This is a genomic window from uncultured Tateyamaria sp. (genome assembly GCF_947503705.1).
Lineage (GTDB): Bacteria > Pseudomonadota > Alphaproteobacteria > Rhodobacterales > Rhodobacteraceae > Tateyamaria.
The window spans coordinates 37617-57454 of the sequence record NZ_CANNES010000005.1; the positions used below are offsets into that span (position 1 = coordinate 37617).

The 19838-nt window shown below is 62.6% G+C and carries 18 protein-coding genes; 10 read left to right on the forward strand and 8 right to left on the reverse strand.

From position 1 onward, the window contains the following. The first annotated feature begins 14 nt into the window (after positions 1–14). From murB to Q1A44_RS12585, 9 genes are all read left to right on the forward strand, one after another. Entirely contained in the window at positions 15–941 is a 927-nt protein-coding gene (gene murB / locus Q1A44_RS12545; RefSeq protein ID WP_299625354.1) for a UDP-N-acetylmuramate dehydrogenase, read from the forward strand. A 92-nt stretch (positions 942–1033) separates the two neighbouring features. After that, positions 1034–1957, forward strand: a complete 924-nt coding sequence (locus Q1A44_RS12550; protein WP_299625356.1) for a D-alanine--D-alanine ligase — start codon at positions 1034–1036, stop codon at positions 1955–1957. Continuing rightward, positions 1945–2826: a cell division protein FtsQ/DivIB gene (locus Q1A44_RS12555; RefSeq protein ID WP_299625358.1), complete on the forward strand. Its 882-nt coding sequence runs from the start codon at positions 1945–1947 to the stop codon at positions 2824–2826. The genes Q1A44_RS12550 and Q1A44_RS12555 overlap by 13 nt, the downstream gene beginning before the upstream one ends. Then, positions 2826–4160: a cell division protein FtsA gene (ftsA, locus tag Q1A44_RS12560; RefSeq protein WP_299625361.1), complete on the forward strand. Its 1335-nt coding sequence runs from the start codon at positions 2826–2828 to the stop codon at positions 4158–4160. The genes Q1A44_RS12555 and ftsA overlap by 1 nt, the downstream gene beginning before the upstream one ends. A 174-nt stretch (positions 4161–4334) precedes the next feature. Continuing rightward, positions 4335–5951 (forward strand): cell division protein FtsZ, encoded by a 1617-nt coding sequence (gene ftsZ, locus Q1A44_RS12565; protein WP_299625364.1) that lies wholly within the window; start codon positions 4335–4337, stop codon positions 5949–5951. A 197-nt stretch (positions 5952–6148) separates the two neighbouring features. After that, positions 6149–7072 (forward strand): UDP-3-O-acyl-N-acetylglucosamine deacetylase, encoded by a 924-nt coding sequence (gene lpxC, locus Q1A44_RS12570; RefSeq protein ID WP_299625367.1) that lies wholly within the window; start codon positions 6149–6151, stop codon positions 7070–7072. Between the two features lie 114 nt (positions 7073–7186). After that, positions 7187–8053 (forward strand): outer membrane protein assembly factor BamD, encoded by an 867-nt coding sequence (locus Q1A44_RS12575; RefSeq protein WP_299625370.1) that lies wholly within the window; start codon positions 7187–7189, stop codon positions 8051–8053. Between the two features lie 41 nt (positions 8054–8094). Continuing rightward, a complete protein-coding gene (recN, locus tag Q1A44_RS12580) occupies positions 8095–9744 on the forward strand; it encodes a DNA repair protein RecN (protein ID WP_299625373.1) in 1650 nt (549 codons plus the stop codon). A 91-nt stretch (positions 9745–9835) separates the two neighbouring features. Next, positions 9836–11524, forward strand: a complete 1689-nt coding sequence (locus Q1A44_RS12585; RefSeq protein ID WP_299625376.1) for a chloride channel protein — start codon at positions 9836–9838, stop codon at positions 11522–11524. Between the two features lie 64 nt (positions 11525–11588). Here the strand turns inward: Q1A44_RS12585 and Q1A44_RS12590 are convergent, their stop codons facing one another. From Q1A44_RS12590 to Q1A44_RS12615, 6 genes are all read right to left on the reverse strand, one after another. Further along, a complete protein-coding gene (locus tag Q1A44_RS12590; protein WP_299626152.1) occupies positions 11589–11933 on the reverse strand; it encodes a DUF427 domain-containing protein in 345 nt (114 codons plus the stop codon). 76 nt (positions 11934–12009) lie between these two features. Then, the gene (locus Q1A44_RS12595; RefSeq protein WP_299625379.1) at positions 12010–13800 is read right to left on the reverse strand and encodes an aminopeptidase P family protein; all 1791 of its coding nucleotides are present in this window, start codon (positions 13798–13800) and stop codon (positions 12010–12012) included. 49 nt (positions 13801–13849) lie between these two features. Next, positions 13850–15727, reverse strand: a complete 1878-nt coding sequence (gene cobT / locus Q1A44_RS12600; protein ID WP_299625382.1) for a cobaltochelatase subunit CobT — start codon at positions 15725–15727, stop codon at positions 13850–13852. After that, entirely contained in the window at positions 15724–16428 is a 705-nt protein-coding gene (locus tag Q1A44_RS12605; protein ID WP_299625385.1) for an aspartate/glutamate racemase family protein, read from the reverse strand. Before Q1A44_RS12605 ends, cobT begins: the two co-directional genes overlap by 4 nt. A 20-nt stretch (positions 16429–16448) precedes the next feature. After that, the gene (cobS, locus tag Q1A44_RS12610) at positions 16449–17435 is read right to left on the reverse strand and encodes a cobaltochelatase subunit CobS (protein ID WP_299625388.1); all 987 of its coding nucleotides are present in this window, start codon (positions 17433–17435) and stop codon (positions 16449–16451) included. Positions 17436–17633: 198 nt separating this feature from the next. Next, a complete protein-coding gene (locus Q1A44_RS12615; protein WP_299625391.1) occupies positions 17634–18260 on the reverse strand; it encodes a DnaJ domain-containing protein in 627 nt (208 codons plus the stop codon). 75 nt (positions 18261–18335) lie between these two features. On the opposite strand from Q1A44_RS12615, the gene Q1A44_RS12620 reads away from it, so the two are divergent. Then, positions 18336–18608, forward strand: coding sequence for a BolA/IbaG family iron-sulfur metabolism protein (locus Q1A44_RS12620; protein ID WP_299625394.1), 273 nt, complete (start codon positions 18336–18338; stop codon positions 18606–18608). Positions 18609–18617: 9 nt separating this feature from the next. Here Q1A44_RS12620 and Q1A44_RS12625 read toward each other — a convergent pair whose 3' ends face one another. Further along, the gene (locus Q1A44_RS12625; protein ID WP_299625397.1) at positions 18618–19235 is read right to left on the reverse strand and encodes a DUF4177 domain-containing protein; all 618 of its coding nucleotides are present in this window, start codon (positions 19233–19235) and stop codon (positions 18618–18620) included. Between the two features lie 95 nt (positions 19236–19330). After that, entirely contained in the window at positions 19331–19804 is a 474-nt protein-coding gene (locus Q1A44_RS12630) for a thioesterase family protein (RefSeq protein ID WP_299625399.1), read from the reverse strand. Positions 19805–19838 lie beyond the last annotated feature (34 nt).

A 19838-nucleotide genomic window follows, 5' to 3' on the forward strand; every position in this document is an offset into this window, starting at 1 on the left:
CCATTGCACCGGCCATGACATACGACCTTCCCCAAACACGTGGCAGACTCACCGCACAAAAAGCTCTTTCGGGCCTCACCTGGCTGCGCGTAGGCGGCCCTGCGGATTGGCTGTTTCAACCGGCGGACAGCGATGACCTCAGCGCGTTCCTCAAGGCACTCGACCCCAGCGTTCCCGTCTTTCCCATGGGCGTCGGTTCAAACCTGATCGTGCGCGACGGGGGCATGCGGGCGGTGGTCATTCGGCTCTCCCCCCGCACCTTTGGGCAGATTGAGGTGAACGGGCTGGAGGTCACCGCAGGGGCGGCGGCACTGGACGCACGGGTCGCCAACACGGCAGCGGCGGCAGGGATCGACCTGACCTTCCTGCGGACCATCCCCGGCTCGATCGGCGGGGCGGTGCGGATGAACGCGGGCTGCTATGGCAGCTACACGGCGGATGTCTTTGTCTCGGCCCAGGCAGTGCTGCGGGACGGCACCCAGGTCACGCTGACGCCCGATGATATGCACTTCGCCTACCGCCAATCCAAATTGCCCGAAGGGGCCGTGATCACTTGCGTTACGCTCAAGGGCAAGGCGGGCGACCCCGAAACGCTGGCAAGTCGTATGGCGGATCAACTGGCCAAACGGGACGCAACCCAACCCACCAAGGATCGCAGCGCCGGGTCCACGTTCCGCAACCCGGCGGGGTTTTCCTCCACCGGGCAAGCCGACGACGTGCACGACCTCAAGGCTTGGAAAGTGATTGACGACGCAGGGATGCGGGGGGCGCGCAAGGGCGGCGCACAGATGAGCGAGAAGCATTCCAACTTTTTGATCAACACCGGCACCGCAACCGCCGCCGACCTCGAAGGTTTGGGCGAGGAGGTGCGAAAAAAGGTTTACGATTCCAGTGGGATCACGCTAGAATGGGAAATTATGCGCATTGGTGAGCCGACATAAGGTCACAGGCGCAAGGCAGGCCGAAAAAACAACAACTTACAATCGGCAAACAACGATGAGGGTCCGCAAACGGGCCCCGGAATCAGAGGCACATGGCGGGTCAGTCGAGCAGGACGACCTCAAAAGTGGCGGTATTATTGGGTGGCCCCTCGGCAGAGCGCGAGGTGTCCCTGGCAAGCGGGCAAGCTTGTGCGGCCGCACTGAGAGGTCAAGGATATGAGGTGGTCGAGGTCGATGCAGGCCCCGACCTCGTGTCCGTTTTGCACTCAATCAACCCTTACGCCGTCCTGAACTGCCTGCATGGCCGTTGGGGCGAGGATGGGTGTGTGCAGGGCCTCTTGGAATGGATCGGCATGCCCTATTCGCATTCCGGCGTGCTGGCCTCGGCTCTGGCCATGGACAAAGAGCGGACCAAAGAAGTTTACCGCGCCGCCGGTCTGCCCGTCGCGCGCAGCATGATCGTGCCCGCCAGTGACGTGCGCACGGCCCATGTGATGCAGCCGCCCTATGTGGTCAAACCCAATAACGAAGGGTCCAGTGTCGGCATCTATCTGGTGCACGAGGAGGCCAACGGCCCCCCGCAACTGGACGATGATATGCCGGATATGGTGATGGTCGAGGCCTATGCGCCCGGCCGCGAGTTGACAACCACCGTGATGGGCGACCGCGCGCTTGGGGTCACCGACATCATTACAGATGGCTGGTACGACTATGACGCCAAATACAAACCCGGCGGCTCGCGCCACGTGATCCCCGCCGATGTGCCTGTGGAAATTACCGCGCTATGCCAGGATTACGCCCTGCGCGCGCACAACGCCCTGGGGTGCCGGGGGGTCAGCCGCACTGATTTCCGCTGGGATGAAAGCAAAGGGGCCGACGGGCTGATCCTGCTGGAAACCAATACCCAACCGGGCATGACGGCCACGTCGCTGACGCCTGAACAGGCGCAGCATGCCGGTTTCTCCTTTGGCGAGCTGTGCGCCTGGATGGTGGAGGATGCCTCATGCCATCGCTGAAACGCAGCACCAAGGCCGATCCGGCCCCCTCACGCTGGGCTTGGCGCTTGCAGCGTTTGATGCTGACGCCCGCCTTTCGGCTGGGGCTGCGGGCAGGGGTGCCATTTGTGCTGACGCTCTCGCTGGGCACCTGGTACCTCTCTGATCCCGCCACGCGCACCGCGATCCAGGACACCGTGGCCGAGGCGCGCGCCAGCATCGCGCAACGCCCTGAATTCATGGTGAACCTGATGGCCATTGACGGGGCTGACACCGCGCTTGCTGCGTCTATCCGCGAGGCGGTCCCGCTCGATTTTCCCACCTCGTCCTTTGATCTGGACCCGGCCAGCATTCGGACCCGTATCCTCGAAATGCCGCCCGTGCGCGAGGCGTCGGTGCGCATCCGCCCCGGCGGTGTTTTGCAAATCGACATTGTGCCGCGCATCCCCGTTGCCATCTGGCGCACCGCCGAAGGGCTGATGCTCGTCGACCGCGAGGGTGCGCATGTGGCCCCCATCGCGCAGCGCGGCCTGCAACCGGACCTGCCTGTGATCGCTGGCGACGGCGCACCCGTTCATGTGCACGAGGCGCTGCAACTCGTGAATGCGGCGGCACCCCTTGGTGACCGCCTGCGCGGACTGGTGCGTATGGGCGACCGGCGCTGGGATGTGGTGCTGGATCGTAACCAAAGGATCATGCTGCCCAAGGACGGTGCCGTACGGGCGCTTGAACGGGTGATCGTGCTGGAAAGCACGCGCGAAGTGCTTAGCCGCGATGTGGCGCGCGTCGATCTGCGCTTGGGCGACCGGCCCACCGTGCGCATGAATGCAACCGCAACCGAAGAATGGTGGCGGATTAAACAGTTGAACTCCGGGAAAAGTTTGCAGTGATGACCGACCTTTATTCAAGCCAGCGCAGCATGCGCAATATGCGCAAAATCGCGATGCAACGCGGTGTGGTGGCGATCCTGGATGTGGGCAGCTCGAAAATCGCCTGCCTCGTTCTGCGCTTTGACGGCACGGCCAAGTTGGGCGACGAGGGCGAGATTGGCTCGCTGGCCGGTCAATCGGGGTTCCGGGTCATCGGGGCCGCCACGACCCGCTCGCGCGGGGTGCGGTTCGGCGAGATTTGCGCCATTCAGGAAACCGAACGCGCCATCCGCACTGCCCTTCAGGCTGCCCAGAAAATGGCCGGCATCCGCGTCGATCACGTCATCGCCTGCTTTGCCGGGGCCGAACCGCGCAGCTATGGCCTCGACGCCCAGGTTGATGTCGAGGGCCAGGTGGTGACCGAGGCCGACGTGGCCCGCGTACTGTCGCGCTGCGATGTGCCCGACTATGGCCAGGGGCGCGAAGTGCTGCACGCCCAGCCGGTCAACTTTGCGCTTGATCACCGCTCGGGGCTTTCTGATCCGCGCGGACAGCTGGGCACCGAACTGGCGGTCGATCTGCACATGCTCACCGTCGACGCCGCGGCCGTCCAGCACCTGGCGCATTGCATCAAACGCTGCGACCTGGAACTGGCAGGCATCGCCTCCTCCTCCTACGCCTCGGGGATCGCGGCGCTGGTCGAGGATGAACAGGAACTGGGGGCGGCCTGTATCGACCTCGGCGGTGGCTCCACCGGCGTGTCGATCTTTATCAAGAAACACATGATCTTTGCCGACACCGTGCGCATGGGCGGCGACCATGTGACCAGCGACATTTCCATGGGGCTGCAAGTGCCCACCGCCAATGCCGAACGGATCAAGACGTTCTATGGCGGGGTGCAGGCCACCGGCATGGACGACCGCGAGATGATCGAGATCGGCGGCGAGACGGGCGACTACGAACACGACCGGCGCACCGCCAGCCGCGCCGAACTGATCGGGATCATGCGACCCCGGGTCGAGGAAATCCTCGAAGAGGTGCGCGCGCGCCTCGATGCGGCAGGGTTCGACCATCTGCCCAGCCAACAGATCGTTCTGACAGGCGGGGGCAGCCAGATCCCCGGCCTTGACGGGCTTGCCTCGAAAATTCTTGGCCAACAGGTCCGGCTGGGTCGCCCCTTGCGGGTGCACGGCCTGCCACAAGCCGCCACCGGGCCCAGTTTTGCCAGCGCCGTGGGCCTCGCCCTCTTTGCGGCGCACCCTCAGGACGAATGGTGGGATTTTGACATCCCCCATGACCGCTATCCCGCCCGCAGCCTGCGACGCGCGGTCAAATGGTTCCGCGACAACTGGTGAACGCTATATCTGGCGTAACACCCGGACATAGAGTGAACAGAGGCGAGATTTCGCCCATATTTTGCGTCCAATACGTGTTTTTTGGGTGACGTTAATGTCACAAACCGTTAAGATTATGGGAATTCGGCACAAAAACACCCGCGAACGCGGCAAACCAAACAGGCGGACTTTGCGATGACCTTGAACCTTTCACTGCCCGGGCAGGACGAGTTGAAACCCCGTATCACCGTCTTTGGTGTCGGTGGCGCAGGTGGCAACGCCGTCAACAACATGATTGAAAAACAACTGGATGGCGTCGATTTTGTGGTCGCCAATACCGACGCGCAGGCGCTGCAACAGTCCTCCGCCACAAACCGGGTCCAGTTGGGCATCAAAGTGACCGAAGGTTTGGGGGCAGGGGCCCGCGCCTCTGTCGGGGCCGCCGCCGCCGAAGAATCAATTGAACAAATCGTCGATCACCTGGCCGGTGCGCACATGTGCTTTATCACCGCTGGTATGGGCGGCGGCACCGGAACCGGGGCCGCACCAATCATCGCACAGGCCGCGCGCGAACTGGGCGTGCTGACCGTCGGTGTTGTGACCAAACCGTTCCAGTTCGAGGGCGCAAAACGCATGCGCCAGGCCGAAGACGGTGTCGAAGCCCTGCAAAAGATGGTCGACACGCTGATCATCATTCCCAACCAGAACCTCTTCCGTCTGGCCAACGAAAAAACGACGTTCACCGAAGCGTTCTCGATGGCTGATGATGTCCTCTATCAGGGTGTCAAAGGGGTCACCGACCTGATGGTGCGTCCCGGCCTGATCAACCTCGACTTTGCCGATGTGCGCGCCGTGATGGACGAGATGGGCAAGGCGATGATGGGCACCGGCGAGGCCGATGGCGAAGATCGCGCAATCCAGGCCGCCGAAAAGGCAATTGCCAACCCGCTGCTCGACGAAATCTCGCTGCGCGGGGCCAAAGGCGTGCTGATCAACATCACGGGCGCCCACGACCTGACCCTGTTCGAACTGGACGAGGCGGCCAACCGCATCCGCGAGGAAGTCGACCCAGACGCCAACATCATCGTGGGCTCGACCCTGGATACGGCGATGGAAGGCATGATGCGCGTCAGCGTTGTAGCCACCGGCATTGACGCCAGCGACGTGCATAGCGAACTGCCCGTGCCACGCCGCTCCATGGCTGCCCCGCTGACCCAACAGGTCGCCGCCGAAGAGCCCGCACCTGCGCCCATCCCGGAACCGGCACCCGCCCCTGTGGCAGCCGCCGCAGAAGAGCCCTCGCTCTTCCAGCAGATGGATGTGCAACAAGCGGCAGCCCAGGACATGGCCGAAGACATCTTTGCCGATGAGGCCCCTGTCGATGACCTGCCACCCCCGGCCTATCAGCCTCAGGTGGCCGCGTTTGAACCGACGCCAGAGCCCGAAGCACCAAGCGCCGAAGAATTCGTGGCCCCCCGTGCTCCCGCACCCGGCACTCCTTCGCCAGAGGCGCTGGCCCGTCTGCGCGCCGCCACGCAAAAGGCAGCACCGCAGCAACGCCAGCCAGAACCCGCCCCTGCACCCGCAGCGGCCGCAGGTGAACGCCCGCGTTTCGGCATCAACTCACTGATCAACCGCATGACCGGCACCAACGAAGGCGCACCAGCCGAACGGCCCACCCGCCAACAACCGCCCGTGCAAACGCGCGCTGCGGCCCCTGCGCCCGCTCCGGCCCCGCAGCCGACCGAAGCGGTGGACCCCGATCAGGAACGGATCGAAATTCCGGCCTTCCTGCGCCGTCAAGCGAACTAAAAAACGCGCATAGACACCAACAAGGGCTGCCTCAGGGCGGCCTTTTTTGCGTTTAAAAACATAGAGTTCTGGTGGGATGCGCGCATAACCGCCCATGCAGAATTTCCATGTTTCAGACCGTTACAAAGATTGAGTTGAGTGTTCCCCCCCGGCCCAATACCTCTAACGCTAACAGAAAACGCAATCGGGTGGGCCGCATGCAAACGACTGTCAAATCGCCAATTACCTTTACCGGATGCGGATTGCATTCCGGTAAACCTGCGCGTTTGACGATCCGGCCTGCCATGGCAGAACACGGCATCTGGTTCCGCCGCACCGATATCGAAGTGGGCGACACGATGGTGCCGGCCCGCTATGACGTGGTGCGCCAATCGCCGCTGTGCACAACACTGGTGAACGATGCGGGCGTCACCGTCAGCACGGTGGAACATGTGATGGCGGCCCTCGCGGGCTGCGGCGTGCACAACGCGCTGGTCGAGATTGACGGGCCCGAAGTACCGATCCTGGATGGCTCCGCCGCGCCCTTCGTGCGCGGGATCATGCAGCGCGGTTTGCGGGCACTGAACGCCCCTGTGCGGGCGTTCGAAGTGCTCAAGCCGGTGACCGTGACAATGGGCGAGGCCAAGGCCACAATCGCGCCCTCCGACATTATGCGCATCGACTTTCACATCGACTTTGAGGACGCGGCCATTGGTCGTCAGTACAAGTCGCTGAACATGGCCAATGGCAGCTTTGCGCGCGAACTCTGCGACAGCCGCACCTTCTGCCGCATGGGCGATGTCGAGAAAATGCAAGCCAATGGGCTGGCTCTGGGCGGTGCGCCCGGGATCAACGCCGTGGTCTTTGACGGCGACAAGGTGACCAGCCCCGGTGGGCTGCGCCACGCGGACGAACCTGTGCGCCACAAGATGCTGGACGCGCTGGGGGATCTGGCCTTGGCCGGTGCGCCGCTGATCGGCCACTATACCGGCGAGCGGGCGGGGCACACCGTCACCAACCAGCTGTTGCGCGAACTTTTCGCCACGCCCGGTGCCGTGCGGATGATCACCTGCGACGCGCAAATGGCTTCGCGGTTGCCCGGCCACGGCCTCGTCTGGGACGAGATTCCCGCCGTCGCGTGATACACGCCATCGCGTGGGCGAATTCGTCATTTTCTCCCCGGGAACTATTGTGCTAGAGACGTCTCAACAGCCCTCAAAATGGGCGGTGTACGGCATCTTTGGGGGTGGCAAGGCATGATCCGCGGTAAATCCACAACACGTCTGGTGTTCGTGCTGGCCACTTCGGCCATGCTCGCGGCCTGTGGCGGCAATGGGCGTCCGACGACAGGCGGCATTTTCAACCAGCAGGAAGTTCCGCTGGAGAACTTTACCGCCGAACAGATCTTTGGCCGGGGCGAGTTCGAGCTTGAGCGCGGCGAAGAGGCCGAGGCCGCTTTCTACTTCTCTGAAATCGAACGGCTTTATCCCTATTCCGATTGGGCACGCCGAGCCCTGATCATGCAGGCGTTTTCCCATCACCGGGACAAGGACTACCCCAACAGCCGGTCGGCGGCGCAACGGTTCATCGACTTTTACCCCGATGATGACGACGCCGCTTACGCGCAATACCTTCTGGCGCTCAGCTATTATGACCAGATTGACGAGGTGGGCCGCGATCAGGGGCTGACGTTCCAGGCCTTGCAAAGCCTGCGCGAAGTGATCGAACGCTATCCCGATAGCGAATATGCCAAATCCGCGATCCTGAAATTTGACCTGGCCTTTGACCACCTCGCGGGCAAAGAGATGGAGATCGGGCGCTATTACCTGCGCCGGGGGCACTATACGGCAGCGATCAACCGTTTCCGTGTCGTGGTCGAGGATTTCCAGACCACCAGCCACACGCCCGAGGCGCTGCACCGTCTGGTCGAGGGTTACCTGTCGCTTGGCCTCACGGATGAGGCCCAGACCGCCGGGGCGATCCTGGGGTACAACTACCAATCGACCGAGTGGTATCAGGACAGCTTCAAGCTGCTGACCGGCAAGGGGCTCGAGCCGCGCGCGCGGGGCGACGGCTGGCTGCGCCAGATCTACCGCCAGATGATCAAGGGCCGGTGGCTGTAAAACGGATGGTGGGGTGAACCCCGCCCTACAGGATTTCACTGATGCTGCGCGGGCTTGATATCTCGGACATGCTGATCATTGACCGGTTGGAACTCAGCTTTCAGCCGGGCCTGAACGTGTTGACCGGTGAAACCGGGGCGGGCAAATCCATCCTGCTCGACAGTCTGGGCTTTGTGCTGGGCTGGCGGGGGCGGGCCGATCTGGTGCGGCAGGGCGCGGCCCAGGGCGAGGTGACCGCCTGGTTCGACCTTCCCGAGGATCACCCGGCCCAGGCCGTGCTGGACGGGGCGGGCCTGCCGCGCGGGGACGAGCTGATCCTGCGCCGTGTGAACACGGCGGACGGGCGCAAGACGGCCTGGGTCAATGACCGGCGCTGTTCAGGCGAGGTGCTGCGCGCGCTCTCGGACACTCTGGTGGAACTGCATGGCCAGCACGACGACCGGGGCCTGTTGAACCCGCGCGGGCACCGCGACATCCTCGACGAATTTGCAGGGCTCGCGCCCGCACGCGCCAAAACCCGCGCCGCCTGGCGTGATGTGGCCACGGCCCGCAAGGCATTGGCCGAGGCCGAGGCCGCGATGGAAGCGATCCGCGCCGAAGAGGAATTCCTGCGCCATGCCGTGGGTGAGTTGGACACGCTTGACCCGCAACCGGGCGAGGATGCGAGCCTCGATGCTCAACGACGCCTGATGCAGGGGGCCGAACGCATCCGCGACGACGTTGCGCGCGCCCATCAAATTCTAGGCTATGACGGGGCCGAGGGCGCGATGAACGATGCGATCAAATGGCTCGACGGGGTGGCCGAACAGGCTGATGGCGCACTCGATGCGCCGCTTGCCGCCCTAGCGCGCGCCATGGTGGAACTGGACGAGGCCGCAGACGGCATTGCCGCCGCCATGGACCGGCTGGAGTTCAACCCGTCCGAGCTGGAAGAGACCGAAGAGCGGCTTTTTGCCATTCGCGGACTGGCCCGCAAACATTCTGTCGCCCCTGATGATCTGTCGGCTTTTGCCGATGATCTGCGGACCAAACTGGCGGCGCTGGATGCAGGCGACGCTGATTTGGCACAGTTGCGCGGGGCTTTGTCCGCCGCCCAAGGCGCCTATGACGCGGCCGCCGCAGCCCTGTCGGACAAGCGCAAGGCGGCGGCCAAACGGCTCGACAAGGCGGTCATGGCCGAACTGGCCCCGCTCAAGATGGAGCGGGCGGTCTTCGCCACCGAAATCACCCCCGACACAGCCGGACCTGACGGGACAGACATGGTGGCCTTTACCGTGGCCACGAACCCCGGCGCGCCGTCCGGGCCTTTGAACAAGATCGCCTCGGGTGGTGAACTCAGCCGGTTCTTGCTGGCGCTCAAGGTGTGCCTGACCAAGGGGCAATCGGGCCTCACGATGATCTTTGACGAAATTGACAGGGGCGTCGGCGGGGCCACCGCCGATGCGGTGGGGCGGCGTCTGGCCTCCATCGCTGCGGGCGGTCAGGTTCTCGTTGTCACGCACTCCCCACAAGTGGCGGCGCTCGGTGCGCATCACTGGCGGGTGGAAAAACGTGTGACCAAGGGCATGACCACCTCGACAGTGGTACCGCTGTCCAGCCCCGACCGGGTGGACGAGATCGCGCGCATGTTGGCCGGTGACACGATCACCGATCAGGCACGCGGTGCCGCGCGCGCCCTTTTGGGGCACTGATTTCGTACGCGCAGCCCCGGGCGGGCTTTTCACGCGCCCGGCGATAGCCTAAGACAAAAGAACAAAAGCACTTTTTGGGCCCGCGTCTGTCATGTCCGCACCCCAGCGCCGCATCTTTTCCGACCAGCTTGACCAGGCCGTGACCGCCTGCAAGGACGGCTGGAAAGTGCTGCGCCATCAAGGCCCCGGGCAAGTGCAGTTCTGGTTTATCGCCCTTTTGGTCGGCATCGCCGCCGGCTATGCGGCTCTCTATTTCCGCAAGGGGATCGAGGCACTGCAAGCCTGGCTTTATGGCACCGACGACGTGCAATATCTGCACAGTTTCGCCTCTGGCCTGCCATGGTATCTGATCCTGATCATCCCGATCATCGGCGGGCTGGTAACGGGCCTGATCCTGCACAATTTCACCAAGGATGGTGTCGTGCGTAGCGTGTCGGACGTGATCGAAGGGGCCGCGCTGCGCGACGGGCAGGTGGGTACACGGGCCGGGCTGGCGTCGGCCTTTGCCAGCTTCATCACGCTCTCCTCAGGTGGCTCCACGGGCCGCGAGGGGCCGGTGGTGCACATTGCCGCCGTGATCTCGACCAAGGTGTCGCGGTTCATCAAGGCCGACGGGATCACGGGGCGCGACCTTTTGGGCTGTGCTGTGGCGGCAGCGGTCTCGGCCAGTTTCAACGCGCCGATTGCGGGCGCGCTCTTTGCGCTTGAGGTGGTGCTGCGCCATTTTGCAGTGCATGCCTTTGCGCCAATCGTGATTGCCAGCGTGGCGGGCACCGTCATCAACCGGCTGCAATATGACGACGTGACCGAATTTGCTTTGCCTGAACCCAACACGCTTGATTTCTATCAGGAATTGCCGGCCTTCCTGTTGCTTGGGCTGGTGTCGGGGCTCGTGGCTGTGGTGCTGATGCGCGCGATTTTCTGGACCGATGACGTGGGCAGCGCCTTGCAAGCGCGGACCGGGCTGCCGCGCTGGCTGCGTCCGGCGATTGCGGGCGCGGTGCTGGGCGGGATGGCGATTTTCTATCCCCACATCATCGGTGTCGGATACGAGACAACGTCGCTGGCGCTGACGGGTCAATTACCACTGAACGATGTTGTTGTCTTTACCGTGCTCAAGGTGGCGGCGGTGGCCGTGACGATGGCGGGGCGCATGGGGGGCGGGGTATTTTCGCCCTCGCTGATGATCGGCGCGCTGACGGGCTTGGGCTTTGGGTTGGTTGCCACAGGTCTTTTCCCGGATGTGTCAGGCTCTGCCACGCTTTATGCTCTGGCGGGCATGGGGGCGGTGGCGGCGGCGGTGCTGGGCGCGCCCATTTCCACCACTTTGATCGTGTTCGAGCTGACGGGGGACTGGCAGACGGGGCTGGCCGTGATGGTGGCGGTGTCGATGTCGACCGCGCTGGCCTCAAAGCTGGTGCATCGCAGCTTTTTCCTCACCCAGCTTGAGCGCAAGGGCGTGCATCTGGCCGCAGGGCCCCAAGCCTATCTTTTGGCGATGTTCCGGATCAACACGGTGATGCGCAGGCCCGACCATCCGCAAGCGGCGGATGAGGCGCGCTGTTGGGAGATGATTGGCGATGCGATCTATGTGGATGCCGGGGCCACGCTGGAAGTGGCACTGCCGATCTTTGATCGGGCGATGGTGCCGTTTATCCCGGTGGTGACACTGACGGGCGAGGGAAACGCGCCCGAGTTGCAGGGCGCGCTCTTTCATGTGGATGCGCTCAAGGCCTATAACCGGGCCTTGGCGGCGACGGCGGCCGAAGAACACAGCTGAGGCCGCCGGGCTGGTCTGTTTGCATACGCAAAGACGCCCACCCGCCGACCCGCACGCGCGTTGCTCAGATCTTTTCGACCGTGATCTCATCACCCGCGTAGAAAGCCAGATGATCCTTGATCCGCGCCACGTCTTCCAGCGGTGCCTCATAGCTCCAGACCGCGTTTTCCAGCGTCTTTGACTTTGTCACCACCGAGAAATAGCTGGCATCGCCCTTGTGCGGGCAATGGGTGCTTTTGTCGGTCCGGTCCAGAAAGGCCATCGCAATATCATCGCGCGGGAAATAGATGACGAACGGGTAATCGCCCTCTGTCAGTTCCAGCGCGTTTTGGCTTTCGCCCAGCACAGCGCCACCTGCGCGCACCGTCCAAGTCCCCGGTGCTTTGCGGATCGTGATGTGATCAGCCATATGCGTGCCTCCTGCGAATGTCATGATATCTGTCGTGAAGGTAGGGTGTAACAGACCCGTGACAACAGCGCCAGCGTCAGAGCGGTTCGGTCGCCTGTTGCAGCCATGCAAGAGCGGTTTCCGACACCCGTGGCCCGATCTTGGCCAGTGTTTCCGCGTGATAGGCATTGAGCCATGCGCGCCCCGGCCCATCCAGCATCTCGGCAACGATCAGGCGGCGGTCAATCGGCGCAAAGGTCAGCGTTTGCCAGGACAGCATGTCGCGGTGGGCGTCCCCCCCTTCGGGCACCTCTGCCACCTCTGCCACAATCAGGTTCTCGATGCGGATGCCAAAGGCCCCCTCGCGGTAATACCCTGGCTCGTTCGACAGGATCATGCCCGCCACGATCGGCACATGGCTCACCCGGCTCAGGCGTTGGGGCCCCTCATGCACCGACAGGTATGCACCCACGCCATGGCCCAAGCCGTGATCGAAATCCTGGTGCGCATACCACAAGGGGGCGCGGCCGATGGCCTCGATATCGCGGCCCGCGAGCCCTTTGGGCCAGATCAGACGGGACATGTTGATCATGCCCATCAGCACGCGGGTGAAGGCGGCACGCGCCTCAACGCGCGGGTCCCCGATGGCGATGGTGCGGGTGATGTCGGTGGTTCCATCCAGATACTGCCCGCCGCTGTCGAGCACGATCAGGTGACCGTCTTCGAGCCTGCTGTCGGTCTCTTCGGTCACGCGGTAATGCATGATGGCCCCATTGGGTCCCGCACCCGCGATGGTTTCGAAACTGATGTCCTGCAGGGCGTTGTCGCGGCGGCGCATCGCCTCCAGCCGGGACACCACCTGCGTCTCGGTCAGGGTGCCGGGGGCCTGGGCATCAAGCCAGGCCAACAGTTCTACCACTGCTGCTCCGTCACGCAAATGCGCCTCGGCGCTGCCCTTGATCTCGGCCGCGTTCTTGCAGGCCTTGGGCAAGGAACAGGGGTCATCGCCCCATTGCACCCGGTCCCCGATGGCATCGGCCACGCGGACGGGGACAGAGCCCTTGTCGAGGCAAACAGGACCCGCAAGCGTCTCTAAAAACGGCAGGAAATCTTCTGGCGCATGACAAGTCACATCCGAGCCTAAATGATCGCGCACCTCTCCCAGCTTGGCCGCGGCCATGAACAGATCCACCGCCCCGCTTGCGTGCAACACGGCAAAGCCCTGCGCAATCGGATTGCGCGGAATGTCCGCCCCGCGAATGTTCAGCAACCAGCACAGGCTGTCGGGCAAGGTGATCACGGCCGAGGTACAGCCTGCCTCCGCCAAATCCGCTCCCAGGCGGGCACGCTTGTCCTCATGGCTTTCGCCTGCAAATTCAAGGGGGTGTACCTTAGCAGGCTCGGCGGCAGGCGCTGGCTGATCGGGCCAGATACGGTCGACCAGATTGCCCACCTGAACCAGCTCAACCGATGTCCCGGCCAAGGCATCACGCGTCTGCGCAATCTGACCGGGCGTGTGCAGCCAGGGATCAAACCCAACCCGACCCCCCTCAGGCAATTGCTCTTTCAACCAAGCGGCCAAGGACACCTCGGGCCAGGGCACCGGCGTATAGACATCCGCCACCTGCGCCTTCACTTGCGTCCGGTAGCGGCCATCAATGAACACGCCCGCCACATGCCCCAAAACGGCACAAAACCCCGCCGATCCGGTAAAACCGGTGAGCCATGCCAGCCGCTCATCCCGGGCCGAGACATATTCCCCTTGATGGGCATCCGCACGGGGCACCAGAAATCCGTCCAAGCCCTCCGACTGGATTGCAGCGCGCAAGGCCTCTAGGCGGGGCGGCCCCTGCTCGGGTCGGGCGGTGACCTCAAATGATTGAAACATGCCCAGTCCCTCTTCTCTGTTGTAAAAAATCTTCCCCGGAGGCTCGGCTTCAGCCCGCGCGCTTCATGCCCATGATGCGGGCCCGTGCCCTTGGGTCGCTGTCAAAGAGCGCGGCCAATTGCTCGGTCATGGCGCCGGCCAACTGCTCTACATCCGTGATGGTCACCGCGCGGTCGTAATAGCGGGTCACGTCATGGCCGATGCCGATGGCCAGCAACTCGACCTGCCGCTTGCGCTCGACCAATGCAATCACATCGCGCAGGTGCTTTTCCAGATAGTTGGCCGGGTTCACCGACAGCGTGCTGTCATCCACGGGCGCGCCGTCCGAAATCACCATCAGAATCTTGCGAGCCTCGGGGCGGCTCACCATCCGGCGATGGGCCCATTCCAGCGCCTCACCGTCGATATTTTCCTTCAGCAGGCCCTCTTTCATCATCAGACCCAGATTCGGGCGCGCCCGGCGCCAGGGCGCATCGGCGGATTTGTAGATGATGTGGCGCAGGTCGTTCAAACGGCCGGGTTGGGCCGGGCGGCTGTCATTCAACCACGCCTCACGGGCAAGCCCGCCTTTCCACGCGCGGGTGGTAAAGCCCAGGATTTCCACCTTCACATTGCACCGTTCCAGCGTGCGGGCCAGAACATCGGCACAAATGGCGGCAATTGATATGGGGCGACCCCGCATGGAGCCTGAATTGTCGAGCAGCAACGTCACGCAAGTGTCGCGGAACTCGGTGTCTTTCTCGACCTTGAAGGACAGGGGCGTCGTCGGGTTGGCCACGATGCGCGCCAGACGACCCGCATCCAGTGTGCCTTCCTCCAGATCAAACTCCCAAGACCGGTTCTGTTGTGCCTGCAAGCGGCGCTGCAACTTGTTGGCCAGACGGGAAACGGCGCCCTTCAGGGGCTCCAACTGCTGGTCGAGATAGGCGCGCAACCGTTCCAGCTCGACCGGTTCGGCCAACTCCTCTGCCATGACCTCTTCGTCATGGGTGTCGAGGTAGACGCGGTAATCGGGATCGGCCTCGGAAACAGGTTGCGGGGCAGGGGGCTCCAGCGGGGCCTCGCCCTCGGGCATCTCGGCTTCCTCGCCCATCTCCTGATCGGCCATGTCGTCCATGGTGACCTGGGCCTGCGAGGCATCCTGCTGCTCCTCTTGCGAGGATTCAGGCGTGCCTTCGGCATTCTCGTCGTCCTGATCATCCTGACCGGTGCTGTCGGGATCCTGCTCTTCTTCTTCGCCTTCTTCGGCCTGGTCTTCCTGGTCTTCGTCCAGCTGATCGGGGTCATCGCCCAACTGATCGCCATAACCCAGATCGCTGATGATCTGGCGGGCAAAGCGGGCAAAAGCGCCCTGATCCTCAAGGATGTCTTCCAGGTTTTCCAGCGTGCCGCCCGCCTGATCTTCGATGAACCCGCGCCACAGCTCCATCGCGTTCTCGGCCCCGGGGGGCAGATCGCGGCCCGTGGCCAGATGGCGGATCAGGTAGCCAGCGGCGACAGACAAAGGCACGTCACTGGCCTGTTTGCACTGGTCATAGCCGCGGCGCATGGCGTCATGCTTGATCTTGACGTCGATATTGCCGGCCGTCCCGGGCATGTCGCGCGCGCCCACAGCCTCACAACGGGCGGTCTCCATCGCCTCATAGAGGTCACGCGCCATCTCGCCCTGCGGGGAATAGCGGGCATGGGTCTGCCCATTGTGATAGCGGCGGTGCAGGGCCAGCGCATCAGCGGTGCCGCGCGCCAGCAAAACCTCGTCGCGGGTCATCCGGCGGGAGACCTGCGGCAAACGCATCGCATCGCCGGACACGCCCGACGGATCAACGGAGTATGAGACGTTCAACTCAGGATCATTCGCCATGACCTTGGTCGCCTCAGCGAGGGCCTTTTTGAACGGATCTGCGGGATTGTCGTTGTTGGTGCTCATTCGGAACCGCCTACGGAATGGTCAGACAAGGTTTGGCGCCCGGTCGCCAAAGCAACCAACACATCCACATGAATATCAAGAGCGTCGATGACTTCATAGCCCACCGCGCGCCCGTCAAAGGCCAGGTTCAGATCGGTGCCTGCCAAAACAACGGCCTGGGCCCCCTTTTGCTCAACCAATATGCGACCCTGCTCGATGAAATAGGCGCGTTGGGCATCATTGCACTGACCGGCCACGGCCATATCGGTATAGGCATCGCCCGAACCCTCCAGATCATCGGGCGCAACCGCGCGGGTCTGCGCCAATTGGCCAAACAGCCGCGTGCGCATGACAACGGCAGTGCCCAGCAATCCCACAGTCTCAACCCCCCGAGACGCAAAAAACGCATCCAGTGGTGCCACCGCACTGACCAATGGCAAGGCCGACAACGGCACGGTTTCGTCAAAACAGAAATGCCCGCCCAGCGACGTGATCGCGGCACAGTCCGCGCCGGCCGCTTTCAACCGGTCGATCAGACCCGCATAGACCCGGGCCTGCGCATTGCGATCGCCCGCCCTGTTATTTGCCAACAAGGTGTCGACATCCGCATTCACGATGGTCAGTTCCAATGGATGACCAAGGCCTCGCATCGCAGCGGTCAGGCGCGTGTAATACGAAACGGTCGCTGCGGGACCGATACCGCCAATCAGGCCGATATGCATCGTGCCTCCTTCGCGTTGCCTTACCCCAAGCTCACGCTCGCAGCACTCTCCGGCAGTTCCTCGTCAAACAGACGCTGATAGAACTCGGCCACCGTCTGACGCTCCAGCTCATCGCATTTGTTGAGGAAGGACAGGCGGAACGCATAGCCCACATTGCGGAAAATCTCGGCGTTCTGGGCCCAGGCGATCACCGTCCGGGGGGACATCACGGTGGACAGGTCGCCATTCATGAACGCGGTCCGGGTCAGGTCGGCCACGGTCACCATCTGCTTGACGGTCTTGCGGCCTTCGGCGGTGTTGTAATGGGGGTTCTTGGACAGAACGATGGCGGTCTCGGCGTCGATGGACAGATAGTTCAGAGTGGCCACCAGCGACCAACGGTCCATCTGGCCCTGGTTGATCTGTTGGGTGCCGTGATACAGACCCGTGGTGTCGCCCAGACCAACGGTGTTGGCGGTCGCAAAGATGCGGAAATAGGGGTGGGGCGTGATCACCTTGTTCTGGTCCAGCAGGGTCAGCTTGCCATCAACTTCCAGAACACGCTGGATCACGAACATCACGTCGGCCCGGCCCGCATCATATTCATCAAAGACGATGGCGGTCGGCGTACGCAAGGCCCAGGGCAGGATTCCCTCTTGGAAATCAGTGACCTGCTTGCCATCCTTTAACTTGATGGCATCCTTGCCGATCAGGTCGATCCGGCTGATATGACTGTCAAGGTTCACACGGACGGTGGGCCAGTTCAGGCGGCTCGCCACCTGCTCGATGTGGGTCGATTTGCCCGTCCCGTGATAACCCTGGATCATCACACGGCGGTTGTGGCTGAAACCTGCAAGGATGGCGAGGGTGGTGTCAGGATCAAACTTATAGGTGCTGTCCAGTTCCGGCACGCGTTCGGTGCGGTCGGCAAAGCCCTTGACCACCATATCGGTGTCGATGCCAAAGACTTCACGGACGGAAATCTCTTCGCTGGGTTTCGCATTGATATCGATCGCGCCGTCCGCCATTTTGCCGTTCCTTCAAAAGCATAAAACGCGCCCCGAATGGGCGCGCCGTTCGTGGTGCAACATAACGCGGCAAAGGGCAAGGGGAAGGGGCAGCGGGTCGCATCAAAAAAGCGTCGCGGCGCGCCGCAAACAAAGCCTGCCGCCTCCCATCAGACCAGTTTCATCGCAACCTGCGTCGCACTGGACCTAAACACGCGTTTACTTGAAATTCCGGCTCGCTTTGATCTGATCCCAGGCCCACACGACCTCTTGCAACTGCTCTTCCTGGCTGCGGTCGCCACCGTTCATGTCGGGGTGGAGCACCTTGATCAGCGCCTTATAGGCCTTGCGAACCTCGGCCTTGGTCTCGGCGGTGGCGGCATCCAGAATTTCAATGGCGCGCTTTTCGGTGGGGGGCAGTTTGCGGCCGCCACCGGGCTTGTTGCGGCCGGGGTTCTGGGTGCTGTTCTTGCCCAAGACCTGATGTGGGTCCTCGATGCCCAGCCGCGCCCAGGCGCGTGCCTCAGGGTCAGTCATGGGCTTGGTGGCGCGTTCCCACACCTTGTCCTTGGATTGTTGGGCGTTGATCTCGGCCTCGGTCGTGCCGTCAAAGAAATTCCATTTCAGGTTATATTCGCGCACGTGCTGCTGGCAGAACCAGAAATAATCATCCAGCACATCGGGGGCCTTGGGGGCGCGAAACTTGCCCGCTTCTTCACAACCCTCGTGATCACACACCCGGGTCGATGTCTCGGACGCACCGGACATGCCCCGCCGCCCGCGGGGATTTTTCTTTTTCGCCGACGAGACGGACATGTCAAAACCGAAGGGATCTGATTTGGTCATAGCAACGGTCCTTTCCGACTCAGGCGCTCAAGTTTAGACTTTGGGGATCAGGATTGAAGGGGGTAGGACAAAAAAATGTCCCAGACACAAAAAACAGTGCGGCAGGAAATCGAAGACAAGCTGCGCGCAGCCTTCGCGCTGCGAGAGATAGTGGTTGTGGACGACAGTGCAAGCCATGCAGGCCATGCCGGCGCCCCTGCGGCGGGTGAAAGCCACTTTAACGTCATGATGCGTAGCGGTGATTTTGAAGGGAAAAACCGTCTTGCACGACATCGGGCCGTGCACGGTGCGCTTGGTCCCGACCTCATCGGGCGCATTCACGCGCTGGCTCTTGATCTCGACGTTTAAGAACGTCGATCAAGCATCTGTTTCTTTGGGTTTTCTTGTCGCAACAAGGCTTCTTAAGGACGCCGTCATGCCCGACACCTCACTGGTTTCTTCCACCCCGTTGTCGGGCAACATCTGCGTGGCTCCGGGCCCGGGCTTGAAGACCGCTTTTTGAGGCGTGTGGGGCGTCTCTTCCTCAGAGGCGTCTGTGGTCTCCTCTGCTGCCGCGTCGGAAACGGTGTCGGCCTCGGGCGCGTCCTCCTTGATCACCGCCGATGCGACTGCGGCAGACGGCGCAACTTCGGCCACAGGGGCGGGCGTGCTATCCGCTACGGCTGTTGTCACAGGGGCAACCGGGGTTACTTCGGGCACGGGTGCGGGCAGCAATTCAGGCTCAAACGCATCCATTGGCGCAGCCACCATGCGGCGAAACACCATCACATTGCGCCATTCGGTTGTTGATCCGGTCAGGCCGGATCGTTCAATCGAGGGCAGGGTTTCGCTGCGCTGAAATTCCCAGCCGTCGGCCCCCATCTGGTTCATCAGCGTCTCGATCGCGTTGGCGAACCGTTCTTCTGGCCCCTTGATCCCGCGCGCCTTCAACCCCTTCGAGGGGGCGGGCACGACTTTATATTCCCAACCGGCCATGACTCGCCTCATTGATGTCTTTGTTCGGCGCATATAGCGCCGGTGCGCGACCGAGGAAAGCCCGCAGATCGGTCAATGCGGCGTGCGCCGTGGCGTCAACGCCGCTTGATGCCGATGCTTGCGCCCACCCGTTCGGGACGCGGCAGGGCGGCATGGGCCGCATGCAGGGCGGTCACCTTGGCCAGCACCTCGCTTGGCATCGGCGCCACGCGCGGTCCCGATTGATCCACATGCAGGGTCAGTGCCTCACCAGTGGCGGCAAGCCACCCATCCTCGTGCCAGATTTCCTGATAGGAATGAAATCGTTTGGCATCAAAATCAATCAGTTGAAAGGTGACGTTGACGGGGTCGTTCACATGCAATTCGCGCAGGTAGGCCACATGAAACTCCGCCACATAGGTCGTGTTGCCAGTGGCCTTGTGGTAATCTGGGCCAAAGCCCATCTGCTCATAAATCTCATCCGCGCACAGATCAAAAAGCACGTTGTAATATGCCATGTTCAGATGGCCGTTATAGTCGATCCACTCCGGTTTCACGGTCAGAGTCGAAGAACGAAAAGGCGCGGTCATGGGCAACTCCCTCAGCATGGTACCACCACGGTAC